At 67.3% G+C, this 14,325-nt stretch carries 14 protein-coding genes and 1 tRNA gene; 11 read left to right on the top strand and 4 right to left on the bottom strand.

Features of this window, described 5'->3' with window-relative positions:
* Positions 1–4 precede the first annotated feature (4 nt).
* The 6 genes from NA11_RS10550 (at position 5) to NA11_RS10525 (ending at position 6,607) form a co-directional block, all read left to right on the top strand.
* Complete coding sequence (locus NA11_RS10550; RefSeq protein WP_069161715.1) at positions 5–1,465, top strand: ATP-binding protein; 1,461 nt, start codon at positions 5–7, stop codon at positions 1,463–1,465.
* Positions 1,466–1,685: 220 nt separating this feature from the next.
* Complete coding sequence (locus NA11_RS10545; protein ID WP_084654493.1) at positions 1,686–3,155, top strand: S1C family serine protease; 1,470 nt, start codon at positions 1,686–1,688, stop codon at positions 3,153–3,155.
* An 80-nt stretch (positions 3,156–3,235) separates the two neighbouring features.
* Positions 3,236–3,730 (top strand): MogA/MoaB family molybdenum cofactor biosynthesis protein, encoded by a 495-nt coding sequence (locus tag NA11_RS10540; protein WP_218471713.1) that lies wholly within the window; start codon positions 3,236–3,238, stop codon positions 3,728–3,730.
* 702 nt (positions 3,731–4,432) lie between these two features.
* Entirely contained in the window at positions 4,433–5,107 is a 675-nt protein-coding gene (locus tag NA11_RS10535; protein WP_069161640.1) for an MspA family porin, read from the top strand.
* Between the two features lie 65 nt (positions 5,108–5,172).
* Positions 5,173–5,841, top strand: a complete 669-nt coding sequence (locus NA11_RS10530) for an MspA family porin (protein WP_069161639.1) — start codon at positions 5,173–5,175, stop codon at positions 5,839–5,841.
* Positions 5,842–5,959: 118 nt separating this feature from the next.
* Positions 5,960–6,607, top strand: a complete 648-nt coding sequence (locus NA11_RS10525; protein WP_069161638.1) for an MspA family porin — start codon at positions 5,960–5,962, stop codon at positions 6,605–6,607.
* Between the two features lie 79 nt (positions 6,608–6,686).
* On the opposite strand, the gene mscL is transcribed toward NA11_RS10525, so the two are convergent.
* From mscL to NA11_RS10510, 4 genes are all read right to left on the bottom strand, one after another.
* Positions 6,687–7,091, bottom strand: coding sequence for a large conductance mechanosensitive channel protein MscL (mscL, locus tag NA11_RS10520; protein WP_069161637.1), 405 nt, complete (start codon positions 7,089–7,091; stop codon positions 6,687–6,689).
* 125 nt (positions 7,092–7,216) lie between these two features.
* On the bottom strand, positions 7,217–7,870 hold the full coding sequence (locus NA11_RS10515) for an SAF domain-containing protein (RefSeq protein WP_069161636.1): 654 nt from the start codon (positions 7,868–7,870) through the stop codon (positions 7,217–7,219).
* A gap of 88 nt (positions 7,871–7,958) precedes the next feature.
* Positions 7,959–8,279 carry an FmdB family zinc ribbon protein gene (locus tag NA11_RS43795; protein ID WP_084654507.1) on the bottom strand — a complete coding sequence of 107 codons (321 nt, stop codon included), beginning with the start codon at positions 8,277–8,279 and terminating at the stop codon, positions 7,959–7,961.
* A gap of 68 nt (positions 8,280–8,347) precedes the next feature.
* On the bottom strand, positions 8,348–8,944 hold the full coding sequence (locus tag NA11_RS10510; protein ID WP_069161713.1) for a 5-formyltetrahydrofolate cyclo-ligase: 597 nt from the start codon (positions 8,942–8,944) through the stop codon (positions 8,348–8,350).
* 80 nt (positions 8,945–9,024) lie between these two features.
* Between NA11_RS10510 and NA11_RS10505 the strand changes: the two genes are divergently transcribed.
* The 5 genes from NA11_RS10505 to NA11_RS10485 all read left to right on the top strand — a co-directional run bounded on the left by NA11_RS10505 (position 9,025) and on the right by NA11_RS10485 (position 13,745).
* Positions 9,025–9,981, top strand: coding sequence for a UTP--glucose-1-phosphate uridylyltransferase (locus tag NA11_RS10505; protein ID WP_069161712.1), 957 nt, complete (start codon positions 9,025–9,027; stop codon positions 9,979–9,981).
* 160 nt (positions 9,982–10,141) lie between these two features.
* Positions 10,142–11,401 (top strand): molybdotransferase-like divisome protein Glp, encoded by a 1,260-nt coding sequence (gene glp, locus NA11_RS10500; RefSeq protein WP_069161635.1) that lies wholly within the window; start codon positions 10,142–10,144, stop codon positions 11,399–11,401.
* A gap of 12 nt (positions 11,402–11,413) precedes the next feature.
* On the top strand, positions 11,414–12,064 hold the full coding sequence (locus NA11_RS10495) for a GNAT family N-acetyltransferase (protein ID WP_069161711.1): 651 nt from the start codon (positions 11,414–11,416) through the stop codon (positions 12,062–12,064).
* 357 nt (positions 12,065–12,421) lie between these two features.
* Entirely contained in the window at positions 12,422–13,570 is a 1,149-nt protein-coding gene (gene sepX / locus NA11_RS10490) for a divisome protein SepX/GlpR (RefSeq protein ID WP_069161710.1), read from the top strand.
* Positions 13,571–13,672: 102 nt separating this feature from the next.
* A tRNA-Ala gene (locus NA11_RS10485) sits at positions 13,673–13,745 on the top strand.
* Positions 13,746–14,325 lie beyond the last annotated feature (580 nt).

Below are 14,325 nucleotides of genomic sequence, written 5' to 3'. Positions count from 1 at the left end.
GACGATGGCACGAACAGTTCCGAAGCGACCCGTCGTCGCCGGGCTCGGGCCGCAACAGCGCCAGCCCGACCCGGCCGAAATGCGGCCGCCCATCCCGCTCACCAGGTCCGTTTCGCTGCGGTGGCGCGTGACGTTGCTCGCCGCGTCCGTCGTGGCGATCGCGGTTGCCGTGACATCGATCGCGGCCTACGCGTTGGTCGCTCGTGCGTTGTACGCGAATGTGGATACGCAACTGCGCAGCCGGGCGAATGGCGTGATCGCGAGCAATCCCTACGGGTTCAATTACCAAAACATGATGGTGGCGACGGCGTTTTACCCCGACACCGGCATCGCGTTGATCTGGCCGGACCTCAAGCCGTGGGCGCCGCCGCAGTCGACTTATCCGCCCGTCGGTCAACAAGAAGTCGATGTGGCCAATGGCGCGTTGAGTTCGTCATTGCGCACCGTCGAAGGGCAGCGCGTGCTCGCCGTGCGCTCGGATCTGGGTGCGACGCTGATCATCTCGCAGCGGCTGCAACCAACCAGGGAAGTCCTCGATCGACTCGCCTGGCTGCTGTTCGTGGTCGGTGGGTGCGGCGTCGTGCTTGCCGCCGCGGCAGGCACCGCGGTCGGTCGCACCGGCCTGCGCCCGATCGGACGGCTGACCGCGGCGACCGAGCGGATCGCGCGGACCGACGACCTGACGCCCATCCCGGTCACCGGAGACGACGAACTCGCCAGGCTGACGGACAGTTTCAACACGATGCTGCGTGCGCTCGCCGAATCGCGCGACCGGCAGCGCAGGCTGGTCGCCGACGCCGGGCACGAACTGCGCACCCCGCTCACCTCGTTGCGCACCAACACCGAGCTGCTGATGGCCTCCAGTCGTCCAGGCGCGCCGAGCATTCCGGAAGAGGACATGGCCGAGTTGCGCTCCGACGTGATGGCCCAGATCGAGGAGCTGTCCAACCTGGTCGGCGATTTGGTCGACCTCGCCCGCGAGGACGCACCCGAAACCGTCTACGAGCGCGTCGATCTCGGCGAGGTGGTCGAGCGCGCGCTGGAACGGGCCAGGCGCCGCCGCGGCTCGGTCGAGTTCGTCGCCGACATCAGGCCATGGTTCGTCTACGGCCACGAGGCAGGCCTGGAACGGGCCGTCCTCAACGTGCTCGACAACGCAGCGAAGTGGAGCCCGGCAGGCGCCAAGGTGCACGTCGTCATGAGCGAAACCGGCCGCGGCCTGCTCGAGCTGACCGTCGACGACGCAGGGCCAGGCATTCCGCCCGGCGAACGCGAGCTGGTCTTCGAGCGCTTCTACCGGACCACCGCCTCCCGCTCCATGCCCGGCTCCGGCCTCGGACTGGCGATCGTCAAGCAGGTCGTGACGAAACACGGCGGCACGATCTCCATCGAGAGTTCGGCCTCGGGCGGTGCGCGGATCCGCATCGTGCTGCCCGGCGAGGGCGGGCGGGCCGTCGGCGCTTGACCGTGCGCCGCGGGCCGGGCAGTGGTGTCCATAACAGTTGGCTGACAGGGAAAACGTCGGCGCGCGGCAGCGGGCACCTGGCCGTATCGTATGGCTGGGGGTGTGGTGGGTTGCCCAGAAGTGGGTACGCAGTCTCGGACAATTGAAAGCACGGTCTCAGTCCGCTCTCAGTAGTCGTCGGCAAGCTGGTCGGCAGACGTTGAGGAGAAACGAGGAGTCCATGACCGAGGATTCGAAGGACCGGCGGGACGAGCCGGCGAACGCCACGCCCGGCCAGGCCCAGCCGACCGAGCAGATCCCGGCTTCGGCGGCAGGCGCGCCCCACGGGGCCGACGCAGGCTATGTGCCGCCGCAGGCGCCCTATGCGCCGTACGACGCGCGGCCAGGGCTCGGCACCTACCCGCCGCCTTCGCAGACTCAACCGTTCCCCGGCCAGGAGTACGGCGCGTTCGATGCGCAGGCAGGCGCTCCGTTCGATCCGCAGGCGCCACACGGCAATCCGGCGTTCGGTGCGCACGGCCACCCGCAACCCGCCCCCTTCGGCGCGCAGCAGGCACCGGCCAAGCGCCCGATCCGCACCGGGCTCGTGCTCGGCGCGGTCGCGCTCGCACTGGTCAGCGGTGGCGTCGGCGGCGCGGTCGGCGCACTGGCGACGCACTCGGACAACGGGCGCTCGCCGATCACCAACGCACTCGAACAGCCGAAACCGAACGTCAACAACGTCTCGAACGCACCGGCAGGCTCGACCCAGGCAGTCGCGCAGAAGGTGCTGCCCAGTGTCGTGATGATCAAGGTCGCCAGTAGCCGCGCCGAGGGCGAGGGTTCCGGCGTCATCCTGTCGACCGACGGCCTCATCCTGACCAACAATCACGTTGCCGCGGGCGGCGGCCCGAACGCCAAGATGGATGTGGTGTTCTCCGACGGCAGCACCGCGCCCGCGACCATCGTCGGCGCCGACCCGGTCTCCGACCTGGCCGTCATCAAGGTCACCGGCAAGACCGGACTGACCCCGATCGAGCTGGGCACCTCGGGCAACCTGCAGATCGGCCAGCCGGTGGTGGCGATCGGTTCGCCGCTCGGCCTGGCGGGCACGGTGACCACCGGCATCGTTTCGTCGCTGAACCGCCCGGTGTCGACCAGCGGTGAGGGCCCGCGCAACCCGGCCGCCCCGCAGCCGGTGATCGACGCGATCCAGACCGACGCCGCGATCAACCCCGGCAACTCCGGCGGCGCGCTGGTCGACGGCAACGGCAAGCTCATCGGTATCAACACCGCGATCGCCAGCCTCGGCGCGGGGGAGCCGGGCGTCGGCCAGCAGAGCGGGTCGATCGGCCTCGGCTTCGCGATCCCGATCGACCAGGCTCGCCGCGTCGCCGACGAGCTGATCAAGACCGGCCACGCCACCTACGCGCAGATAGGCGTCAAGATCCAGGCGCAGGACACGGTCAACGGCGCGCGGGTGCTCGACGCCACTCCGGACGGTCCCGCCGCGAAGGCGGGCATTCCCGCAGGCGTGATCGTCACGAAACTCAACGACCGCACCATCGATACCGGCGACGCACTCGTTGCCGCGGTTCGTTCGCATCAACCAGGAGACAAGGTGAAGGTCACCTATACCGATGAGCAAGGCAACAACCCCAAGACCGTCGAGGTGACCCTCACCGGCGCCCCCGCGGACGGCGGACGGTGATGCGCGTGCTGCAGGGCGGCTGGACGCCGCTGCTCGACACGGCCGCAGAGGTTCTCGGCGCAAGCGCTACGGTGAGCACCATGGAAATCGATGCTCCGGTGGCGGGGCGTGCTCTGGTGGTGGTCGTCGATGATCGAACGGCGCATGGAGGTGTGGACTCGCTCGGCCCGCTGGTCACCGAGCTGCTGACCGAAGCGGGTTTCCTCGTGGATGCCTCGGTGTCGGTGCAGGCCGACGAGGTCGAGATCCGCAACGCGCTGAACACCGCGGTGATCGGCGGTGTCGACCTGGTCATTTCGGTCGGCGGCACCGGCATGTCCCCGCGTGACGTCACGCCGGAGGCCACCTCGCAGGTGCTCGACCGCGAGCTGCCCGGCATCAGCGAGGCGCTTCGCTCGTCCGGCCGGGTCGCCGGTTCGCTCGACGCGGGTCTCTCGCGCGGTGTCGCCGGTGTTTCCGGCAGCACGCTGGTGGTCAACCTGCCGGGCACGCGCGCCGCGGTGCGCGACGGTATGGCGACGCTCGGCCCGCTCGCCAGCAAAGTTATCGGCGAGCTTTCCGGATTGGTCGAATAATTTCGACGTCCGACGATTCCGACAACATCCCTCGTCCGGCCGCTCGCCGGGCGAGGGATGCGGCACGTCTTGCCGAAATTTTCGGGGACACCCTCCCAGACACTACGAGCGATGAGCGCGGCCACGGCGCCGAGTGCGAGTCGTCGAGCGACGATTGGTTGCGCGCACAGATTCCGCCGCATCACGGCTGAGCGCCCCATATCTACGTAGTAGCTACGTATCGAAAAGTATGGCGCCCCGTAATATACTTGTGACTGTTTCAGATCCCCGAGATTCACCTGTTATTTCATACGGCTTTGTCCCGTATTCAGCGCATGGCGCTATGGGGACTTCGTCAGCACCGGCCGGTCGGTCCCACTGTCTGCGTCAGGCAAAAATGCATGTCAAACGCTATTGGCTCGTTAACGATTGTGATCTACATCACATTGATCTTTACGAAAGCTCACGTTGCAGCGCCGTTATCTAGCGTTTAATGTTCGCCACGAGCCACCCACACTGGACTTCGAAAGGCCCGGGTACGGCACGTACGCGTCGACTCGGCGGAACCCGGCTCGGTTCCGGTCGCCAGCCAGGCCGTCGCACCGAACTTAATTGCCGGTTACACACCGGCAACAAAGGGTCGACACACTGAGCTGGGCCTGCGAGGACCACTGTCCAGCCTCGATGGTCGAGGCTGACTGTTTTAACCTGATGAGGGGAAGTATGAGCGAGAACCGCACCAACGGTCTGCGCCGTGGCGCCCGCGCCGCAGGCGTCGGCGCCGCCGCGGCCATGGCGATGGGATTGCTTTCGACCGGTGCCGCCAGCGCTGACGTTTTTGTCCCGTTGCCGGACGGACAGAAGCTCGGCCCGAACGTCACCATTACCCGCACCGGAGAGCACGCCATCGTGTCTCCGTCGCTCGCGTCCAACGGCGCGGGCCGCGTTGTCTGGGTCTCCGGCAACGCCACCGCCGATGTCGCCGTCACTCCGGAAGGCACGGTCGGTCCCTGGAACGGCCCCAAGAACGCGCCGGGCAGCAACAACTCCTCGACGCACGGTACGTCTCAGCTGAACACCGGCTACATCATCGGTTGCCAGGTCAGCATCGCCGATGACGCGATCTCCGTCGGCGTCTCCGCCAAGGTCAACCTCACGCAGGGTGGACTCGGCGGCTCCGTCGGCCTGAACCTCGGCCCCGGCGATGTCAAGTTCGTGCAGATCGAACTGAAGGACATCACCAAGGCCGGCACCTACTCCGTCGAGTACCAGGACGTCGAGATGGAGATCCAGGGGTGCGCGGGTTACGCGCAGGCGCGTGCCTACACCGTGGTCGAGATCATCGGCGACCACTACTCGAAGACCACCCTCTACGGGGCGCCGTTCAGCATTGGCTGACGTCTGTCGAATCTGTCGAACATTCCTCTCGCTGAAACGAACTCAACCCCTTAGGGACTAAACACATGATCAACCGTAAGAATGTGGCGCGCGCTGCTGGTGCTTGCGCCGCCGCAACCATCGCATTGGGCCTCTTCTCCAACGGTGCCGCGAACGCGGACACCTTCGTTGGGCTGCCTGGCGGCGAAATTGTCAAGACGCTGTCCGACGGCACCACCGTCAAGGTTCGCCTGGTCAACGAGTCGGCCAACATCAACCCGTCCATGGGCTCGACTCCGGTGCACCGCAACGCGTGGGTGTCCGGTTCGGCGCAGGTCGAGGTGTCCGGTGAAGGCGTCCTGTACGGCAAGATCCGTCCGGGCTACGTCGTCGGCTGCCAGGTCAACATCGACGGCGGTGGCGTCACCGGTGGCGTCGACGGCAGCGTCCAGTGGGACGGCAAGGATGGCGATCTCGGTGCCAGCAGCGGCGGCAACCTGACGCTGGGCCCCGGCCAGGCAGCGTCGTTCTACCTGCTCGATCGTGAGCTGGCCGACGACTTCGGCAACGAAGATCACTCGACCCAGATCACCTTCAAGGGCACCAACGGCTCGGTCACCTGGGCCGATTCGACCATCGGCCTCGGCGGCTGCGGCGGCTACGCGCAGGCGCGCGCGTTCGTCAAGGTCAAGGTCGAGACCGCCAACGTCATGTCCTACGTGACGCTGTGGGGCCAGCCCTTCAGCCTCGGCTGATCCACGCTGATCCATCGAACGGGCCCGTCACCGAGGTGGCGGGCCCGTTTTGGCGCGTCTCGCGCCGTCAAATCTCCACTCGCTGAAGCGAACTCAGACCTCTAGGAGTGGCTCCACCATGATCAACCGTCAGCAGTTGACGCGGGCGACCGGACTTGCCGCCACTGTCGCGATAAGTCTGCTCGCGATTGGCCCGGCCGAGGCCGACATCGTGATCCCGCTGCCCGGCGGCGAGATCACCAAGACGCTCGTCGACGGCACCGTGGTCACCATCAGGTTGGTCGGTGAATCGGTGGCCATCGGCCCACCCGTTGCGGCGACGCCGAATCAGCGCAGCGCGCGGGTGGCGGGCAGCGGACATGTCGAGTTTTCCGGCGACGCCCAGGGCGCGGGCGGCTCGATCTTCCCGGGGTATACCGTGGCCTGCCAGGCGGATGTCGCCATGAACGGCACCGTCGACGGCGGCGGCGAGACGATCCAGCCGAAGGTTGAACCCGCCACCGGTGGCAATTTGTCGCTCGGTCTCGGCGAGGCTATTTCGTTCTATGTCGCTGATCTCGAGCAGGCCGACTCCACCGGGAGCGCGGGGACCGAGTCGATCAACGCATTCAAGGGCAACAGCGGCGCGGTGGCTTGGGACGAGACCATCGGTCTTTCCGGCTGCGACGGGTATGTGCAGGCGCGCTCGTTCGTCAGCCTGAGCGTCGAAACCGACTCCGTCGTTACCTGGGTGACGTTGTGGGGCAAGCCATTCATCCTCGGCTGACGCCGAATATCAACTGGGGCACGAAAAACGGGCCCGTCGCTATCGCGACAGGCCCGTTTTTGTTCTGGCACAAGGGCATTCAGGATTCGTGTTTGCCGCCCGCGCTGCGCTGTCCCGCGGCGACCAGATCGCGGATCTGGATCAGCACTTCGGTATCGCTGAGTTCGGCGGCCTCCGGACTGACTCGCTTCTTCACATGGGTGGCAGGCAGGACGAGGACGAAGTACAACACGGCGGCGATGATCACGAAGTTGAGCGCCGCCGTGATGATCGGTCCGACCTGAACAAAGGTCGCGGGTTTATCGGCAACGAGCTGGAAGCCGAGCCCCAGTTCGTTGCTGCCGCCGAAGACGGCCAGGATCGGATTGATGATGCCATTGGTGAATGCGGTGACGATCGCGACGAACGCGGTGCCGATAACGACCGCAACGGCCAAATCGACGACATTTCCGCGGAACAGAAAATCCTTGAAACCCTTGAGCATTGCCGATGTCTCCTCTGCGTGTGGAGCTGAACCAGTCGTGCTCGGCGGTCGAGGCTGCCGTATGCCGATGCTAGTTGACCTTGATGTTTAAAGTTGGCGACTCGATGAGTGGCACCGAAAACAATTCAGTGAAAGACCACCGCAAGTGCGGTGCGCAGCGAGGCCGACGCGACGATCGTGGCGTGTTCGGCGTCCATCGCGACGAGCACAACGCGTTCTTTCGCGCCGCGTCCGTCGCCTGGCCCGGACACCAGGACGACGGCCGCGTCGGTCGCCAGGGTGCGGGCGGGTCGTCCGCCCTGTTCCTCGCCGCCGATCACGTCGACGCGGTCGCCGGCCCGCAGGATGTCGGCGACCGCGGTGTCGGCCAGGCGGATCGGCACGATCCGCGCATCGCGCGCGCCGGTCGCGACGGCGGCAAGCCGGGATCCGACGACGCGCAGATCGGTGAAGACCTCGCCGCCGCGCATCGCTCCGGTCACCGTCGCGCCGAGCACGGCGGCGGGGTCGTGGACGACACCGTCGGGCAGGGCGGCGGATTCACGGGGCGCGGTCCGCAGATCGTCCGCAGTGAGCACGTGCCCAGGTGGGAGATCACGTCCGGCGACGACCACCGTGGACCGCTGCGTGTCCGGATCGCCGCGCAGGAACAGAATGACCGCGAGAATCACCAATCCCGCGGCGAGCAGGCGCCGCGCCAGCAGGGCGTCGGCCCATGGCGGTCGCTGCCACCCGTCGAAGCGGGCGCCACGGCCGAGGTCGGCGAGGGATCGAGTCATGGCCGGATCCTATGGCCGTGATCGCACCCGCCTGGCCGGTAGAACGGCTAGTTGTGGATAACTTCGAGGCTGGGGATAACTCAGTGAATCAGCTGGCCACAGCGGTGCTGGTGGACGTGCTGCTGCTGGTGGACGCGCCGTTGGACGAGCTGCCGTTGGACGAGCCGGAATCCGAGCTCGACGTGGACGACGAGCCGTCGGACTTCGCTGGCTCGCTCGCGGTCGACGCGCCGCCGCGGCTGTCGGTGCGGTAGAAGCCGCTGCCCTTGAACACGATGCCGACCGAGTTGAACAGCTTGCGCAGCTTCCCGGAGCACTCCGGGCAGACAGTCAGCGACTCGTCAGAGAAGGACTGAACGATGTCGAAGCGGTTGTCACACTGGGTGCACGCATACGAGTAAGTTGGCACAGGATCCTCCGCGGGTTTCGTCATCTGGCACTCTACAGCCGACAGTGCCAACGTTGCCAATCCGCAGTTCATTCCGTGAAGTGATCTTCGCCAAGCCGTTGTAACCCGGCTCTCGGGGTCAGTGCCCAGCCCATCCGCCGGTCGTGCGGTTCCTCGGGCAACCGGTCGACGAGTTCGTCGTCGCGAACCACCGCGACCAGTCGCGCGCCCGGATCGGCGGCGGACAGCGTCCGGTCGTAGTACCCGGCACCGCGCCCGAGCCGGACGCCGCGCCGATCCACCGCGAGCGCGGGAACGAGGATCAGCCCGGCCATGGCGATCGCGCTCGTCGGCAGCGGTTCGGCAACCGGTTCGAGCAGGCCGAACCTGGCCCGGCGCAGGCTGTCTGTTCCGGTGTACTCGGCCCAGTTCAACGGGCCAGGCGGTCCGGTGACCGGGACGAGCACCCTGGCTCCCGCCGTCCGCAGCGCATCGAGCAGCTCGGTCGACCCCGGCTCACCCCGCACCGGCACGTACGCGCAGACCCACGCGCCGACGTCGAGTTGCCCGGCCGCGGCGACCAAAGCGCGGGTGTCCGCCGCGTGCTCCTCAGGGGTCTCCGCCCGCCGTCGAGCAATAATTTCGGTGCGCCATGCATGTTTCTCGCGCTCACCGGGCATCTCCATGTCGATCACCATAGGCTGACCGGAATACCGGTCGGCTCGACGCCGAGTCAGGGGCTGTGACGGATGGATAGGGTATGCGCATGACAGCAAAGGCCGGACAACCCGGCGATGCCACGCTGGTCTCGTGCTTCCGCACGGCCGTGGTGCCCGCGGCCGGGCTCGGAACACGGTTCCTGCCCGCGACCAAAACGGTCCCCAAAGAACTGCTCCCGGTGGTGGACACCCCCGGTATCGAATTGGTCGCCGCCGAGGCCGCCGACTCCGGCGCCGAGCGGCTGGTGATTGTCACCTCACCGGGCAAGGACGGCGTGGTCGCGCACTTCGTCGAGGACCTCGTGCTCGAGGGCACCCTGGCCGAGCGCGGCAAGTTCCAGCTGCTCGAGAAGGTGCGCAAGGCGCCTGGCCTGCTCGATGTCACCTCGGTGGTGCAGGAGGAACCGCTCGGCCTCGGCCACGCGGTCGCCCAGGCCGAGGCAGCACTCGACGCCGACGAGGACGCCATCGCCGTGCTGCTCCCCGACGATCTGGTGCTGCCCTCCGGTGTGCTCGACGTGATGAGCCGGGTGCGCCGCAAGCGCGGCGGCACCGTGCTGTGCGCCATCGACGTGCCGAAAGACCAGGTCAGCTCCTACGGCGTGTTCGACGTGGCGACCGTGCCCGACGCGGTGAATCCGAACGTGCTCCGAGTAAAAGGCATGGTGGAGAAGCCCGCGCTCGCCGACGCGCCGTCCACCTTCGCCGCCGCCGGTCGATACCTGTTGGACCGCGCCATTTTCGACGCGCTGCGCCGGATCGAGCCTGGCGCGGGTGGTGAACTGCAACTCACCGACGCCGTCGCGCTGCTCATTGCCGAAGGTCATCCTGTTCATGTGGTGGTCCACCGTGGGTCGCGCCACGATTTGGGCAACCCGGGCGGCTATCTTCGTGCTGCGGTCGATTTCGCTTTGGAACGTGACGAATACGGCCCTGCCCTGCGGGAGTGGCTGCAGCATCGGCTCAGTCCCGACTGGGATCCGCAGCTGACGACCTACGACTGAGGGGTCGGCAGGTAGCCACCGCCGAAGCGTCGGGTTTCGCTGATAGTGGACCGTCGGGTACGAATGATGGTTCACCGTCATGCGCGCCGAATCGATTGTGCCGACGTGAGATAACGGCGGTGAATATCGGTGGAGTGCGAAGAGATCAGGGAAGGGCTTGATGCGCTCGGTTGAGGATCAGCAGATCAAGGTGACCGCCGCGGCGGTCGCGCCTCGGCCGGTCCGGGTCGCGATTTCCGAGGCCCAGGGCCTGCTGTGTGCCGAGGATGTCGTCACTGAACGACCGCTGCCCGGATTCGATCAGGCCGCGATCGACGGCTACGCGGTGCGCAGCGTCGACGTGTCCGCCGCAGGTTCCGATATCCGCAACGAGGACGGCGACCTGGTCGATTTGGTGCTGCCCGTGGTCGGCGAGGTGATCGCCGGATCTCGGCAGCCGATCCGGCTGCAGCCGCGCCAGACCGTCCGGGTCGATACCGGTGCGCCGTTGCCGACGCTCGCGGATGCCGTGCTGCCCTTGGATTTCACCGATGGCGGCCGCGCCAAGATCAAGATCTACGAGCCGGTCCGCTCCGGTGACTATGTGCGGCGCATCGGCGACGATGTGCAGCCCGGCGATGTCGCGGTGCGTGCGGGCACCATCATCGGCGCGGCCCAGGTCGGGCTGCTCGCCGCGGTCGGCCAGGACAAGGTGCTCGTGCATCCGCGGCCGCGGCTTTCGGTGATCTCGGTCGGCGGCGAGCTCATCGACATCGACCGCACCCCCGGGCCTGGGCAGGTCTACGACGTGAACTCCTACGCCCTCGCCGCGGCCGCCAGGGACGCGGGCGCGGACGTGAACCGGGTCGGCATCGTGAGCGCGGATCCGCGGCGGCTGCGCGATGTGGTCGAGGGTCAGCTGGTGCGCTCCGAGGTCGTCGTCATCGCGGGCGCGGTGGGTGGCTGGGCTTCCGAGCAGGTCAGGGAGGCGCTGGAGGGGCTCGGCGAACTCGAAATCGCCCGCGTCGCCATGCATCCCGGCTCGGTGCAGGGTTTCGGGCGGCTCGGTCGCGACGAGGTGCCCACCTTCCTGCTGCCGTCGAACCCGGTCGGTGCGCTCGTCGTGTTCGAGGTGATGGTGCGCCCGCTGATCCGAATTGCGTTGGGGCGCAGGCATCCCATGCGCCGGATCATCATGGCGCGGACCATCACGCCGATCAGCTCGATGGCAGGGCGCAAGGGCTACCTGCGCGCGCAGTTGATGCGCGACGAGGCGACCGGCGACTATCTCGTGCAACCACTCGGCGGCGGCGCGGGCGCGTCCTCGCACCTGCTCGCGACCTTGGCCGAGGCCAACAGTTTGATCGTGCTCGACCCTGACGACACCGAGATCCGCACCGGTGACGAAGTGCGGGTCGCTTTCCTCGCCCAGCGCGGCTGAGGCGTGGAGACCATGAACGTCTTCCGGGTCACGCAGCATCCGGGATGGCCTGCGCGACTCGGACCGGTCCGCGTCGGGGCAGGCGAGGTGACGCTGCGCCCGGTGCGGTTGCGCGACGCCGCGGCGTGGAGCCGAATCCGGTTGCGGGACAGGGAACATCTCGAGCCGTGGGAGCCGACCGGGCGTGGCACCTGGGAGGCGCGCAATCACGCGTCCAATTGGCCGTCGCTGTGGTCGAGCTTGAAGGCCGAGGCGCGGCGCGGCGCCATGATTCCGCTCGTGATCGAGGTGAACGGGGCCTTCAGCGGCCAGTTGACCGTCGGCAATATCGTGCGCGGCGCGCTGCGTTCTGGGTGGATCGGTTACTGGGTGGCCAAAGATCTCGGCGGCCAAGGTGTGGCGACCGCGGCGCTGGCGCTCGGGCTCGACCACTGCTTCGGTCAGGTCGGCCTGCATCGGGTGGAGGCGACGGTGCGGCCGGAAAACCTGGCCAGCCAAGCGGTCCTGCGCAACGTCGGATTCCGTGAGGAAGGGATGCTGCGGCGCTACCTCGACGTGGACGGGGCGTGGCGTGATCACCTGCTCGTCGGCATCACTGTCGAGGAGATCATGGGCACCGTGGTCGAGCGGTTGGTGCGCGACGGACGCGCAAGCCTGCCCTGAGTTCGCCTACCCTGCGGGTAGTTGGTCCGGGCCCGTCCGGATCGCGAAGAAGTCAGCCCGCAAACATACCGCCGCAATCCCTTACGGGCGGTAAGAAACGCGGAGCGACGGGACAGTCGCCGAGGAAAGTTGTGACAGGTGTGGCAGATGTGCACGGCGCGCCTGCCGTATCTCGGCGCGTCCCGGAATTAACCTACGGACGTCGGAGGTGCGTCTTGCGCCTTCGGCAGGGAGCCTGCGAGGCGACCGGCGTCCACGCCGCAGCGACGGATGGAAGCCGGACGGACGCGGGGCGTGCTGCGCACCGCTCGCCGGCCGAATGGACCAATCCAGGCGGGGACGGAGGTGCTGACCGCGATGCCGAATTCGATCCTGTGGATCGGCCTGGTCGTGCTCTGGGTCTTCGTCCTGTTCCCGATCCTCGCCGACCGGCACCCGAGAATCCGGCGCACCACCGACGCCGCCCTCGCCACCCGCGTGCTGCACCGCGGAGACGCCAAGCGGCGCACCAAGAGTGGACCCGCCGCCGGACACGAAACCGACCCGAACTGGCGGCCACGCCGCGCACCGAGAAAGTATGCCCACAGCGATGATGCGGAGGACCGGATGACCACACCGGCCGACCCCGAAACCGAAGGTGAACTGCCCGCGATCGCCGGATCCGCGGCAACCAACCCCGAACCCGACATCGCTGACGCCGAGCTCGACGACACCGCACCCGACGACGTCGCACTCGATGACGCCGACCTCGACGACGCAGACCTCGACGAGGTCGCGGCCGAATCGGTAAGCGCTGGACCGGAAGACGACGCAGACGACGAAGACGCAGATGACGAAGCGGCTGCGAAGAACGTCGACGCGGCCGATGATGACGACGTGGGCGAAGAGCGCACCGAACCGGCCGCGGCCCGGATACCTCCCGCGCGAGCGCCCGCACGCGTCCCCATCGACGACGACCTCGACTACGACGACCTCGACGACGACTACACCGCGCTCAACGACGACTACGACGACGACCTCGACTACGTCCCGTCCCGACGCGGCCGCGGCGGCTTCGACCCCGAAGCCGACGCCATCGCCCGCGCCGCCCGCTACACCTTCCGTCAGCGCGCCGTCCTCGGCCTCGTCCTCGTCGCCCTGCTGTGCGGCGGCCTCGCCGTCGCAATAAACCCACTGTTCTGGTGGGGCACCGGCCTCGCCTGCCTCGTCGCAGTCGGCTACCTCGCCTACCTACGCAAGCAAGTGCGCATGGAAGAAGACATCCGCCGCCGCAGGGCCGCCCGCCTCAGCCGCGCCGAACAACGCGGCGAACCACGCCAAGCCCCCGCCACCCGCGCCAGCATGGACCGCGACACCGCCCGCGCCCTGCGCCGCCGCTCCGCCCTCCTCGAAGTCGACGACGAAGACCCCATGTTCGACCACCTCGACCCCTTCGACCCCGCCACCGCCCGCGCCCTCCGCGACCGCACCGGCGGCGGCGACATGCGCCGCGCCGCCGGCGCATAACCACACCCGCGTAACTCCGAAAACCCCCAGCTCAACTGGACGATTCGGAGTCTCGCAGCAACCTTTGCTACAGTGATCCAGCGCGGTTCCCCGGAACCGCACGGGGCTATAGCGCAGTTGGTAGCGCGTCTCGTTCGCATCGAGAAGGTCAGGGGTTCGATTCCCCTTAGCTCCACTTCACTCGTAGTCGGCTCATGCTCATGGAGAGCATGAGCCGTTCTCGTTTCGTCATGCTTGTGGGGGTGCAACCCCCACACCCCACCCGGCGGGCTTCGCCCCCCGGGCCTCTCCCCAGATCTGTCAGTCCTGAGGGCGCGTCCCCGGACCCCGGCTCGGCTCGCCAGTCCGAGGCCGTTCCTCCAGACCCCTCAGGTCCGTGGGAAGTACTCGCCCTCGCTACCTCATGTAGGTCCGCAAATCACCGTTTCAGCTCGTCCGGCTTCACATCTTCCACATCCAGGTACATCCGCTCGTAGAACGCCATGGTTAAGCAGACAATGGACGCTGTCGGCACTGGTTTCATACAGTCAGCGATCATGGCCTAGTCGAGTGTTCCGCCTTGTCAATGGCATTGGTAACGACAAGCCGGGCCAGTTGGTTCGGCCGTGACTAGACGATCGTCACGTTGGTGGCTCATCCGCACCTGGCTGACGGTCGCCACATCTCGGGTGGTCGTGGCTGTCGATGATGACCACACGTGGACGGTATACGGCTCGCACGTTCGGGGGCTCAAGTGTCTGCGGCCTCGTCGATGT

It is taken from the genome of Nocardia altamirensis NBRC 108246, assembly GCF_001612685.1.
In the GTDB taxonomy this organism is placed as follows: Bacteria; Actinomycetota; Actinomycetes; order Mycobacteriales; family Mycobacteriaceae; genus Nocardia; species Nocardia altamirensis.
This window is presented reverse-complemented; position numbering and strand designations above follow the sequence as displayed.

Coding starts and splice junctions, on each gene's coding strand:
- NA11_RS10550 (WP_069161715.1), top strand. CDS start 5: ATGGCACGAACAGTTCCGAAGCGACCCGTCGTCGCCGGGCTCGGGCCG.
- NA11_RS10545 (WP_084654493.1), top strand. CDS start 1,686: ATGACCGAGGATTCGAAGGACCGGCGGGACGAGCCGGCGAACGCCACG.
- NA11_RS10540 (WP_218471713.1), top strand. CDS start 3,236: ATGGAAATCGATGCTCCGGTGGCGGGGCGTGCTCTGGTGGTGGTCGTC.
- NA11_RS10535 (WP_069161640.1), top strand. CDS start 4,433: ATGAGCGAGAACCGCACCAACGGTCTGCGCCGTGGCGCCCGCGCCGCA.
- NA11_RS10530 (WP_069161639.1), top strand. CDS start 5,173: ATGATCAACCGTAAGAATGTGGCGCGCGCTGCTGGTGCTTGCGCCGCC.
- NA11_RS10525 (WP_069161638.1), top strand. CDS start 5,960: ATGATCAACCGTCAGCAGTTGACGCGGGCGACCGGACTTGCCGCCACT.
- mscL (WP_069161637.1), bottom strand. CDS start 7,091: ATGCTCAAGGGTTTCAAGGATTTTCTGTTCCGCGGAAATGTCGTCGAT.
- NA11_RS10515 (WP_069161636.1), bottom strand. CDS start 7,870: ATGACTCGATCCCTCGCCGACCTCGGCCGTGGCGCCCGCTTCGACGGG.
- NA11_RS10510 (WP_069161713.1), bottom strand. CDS start 8,944: ATGGAGATGCCCGGTGAGCGCGAGAAACATGCATGGCGCACCGAAATT.
- NA11_RS10505 (WP_069161712.1), top strand. CDS start 9,025: ATGACAGCAAAGGCCGGACAACCCGGCGATGCCACGCTGGTCTCGTGC.
- glp (WP_069161635.1), top strand. CDS start 10,142: ATGCGCTCGGTTGAGGATCAGCAGATCAAGGTGACCGCCGCGGCGGTC.
- NA11_RS10495 (WP_069161711.1), top strand. CDS start 11,414: ATGAACGTCTTCCGGGTCACGCAGCATCCGGGATGGCCTGCGCGACTC.
- sepX (WP_069161710.1), top strand. CDS start 12,422: ATGCCGAATTCGATCCTGTGGATCGGCCTGGTCGTGCTCTGGGTCTTC.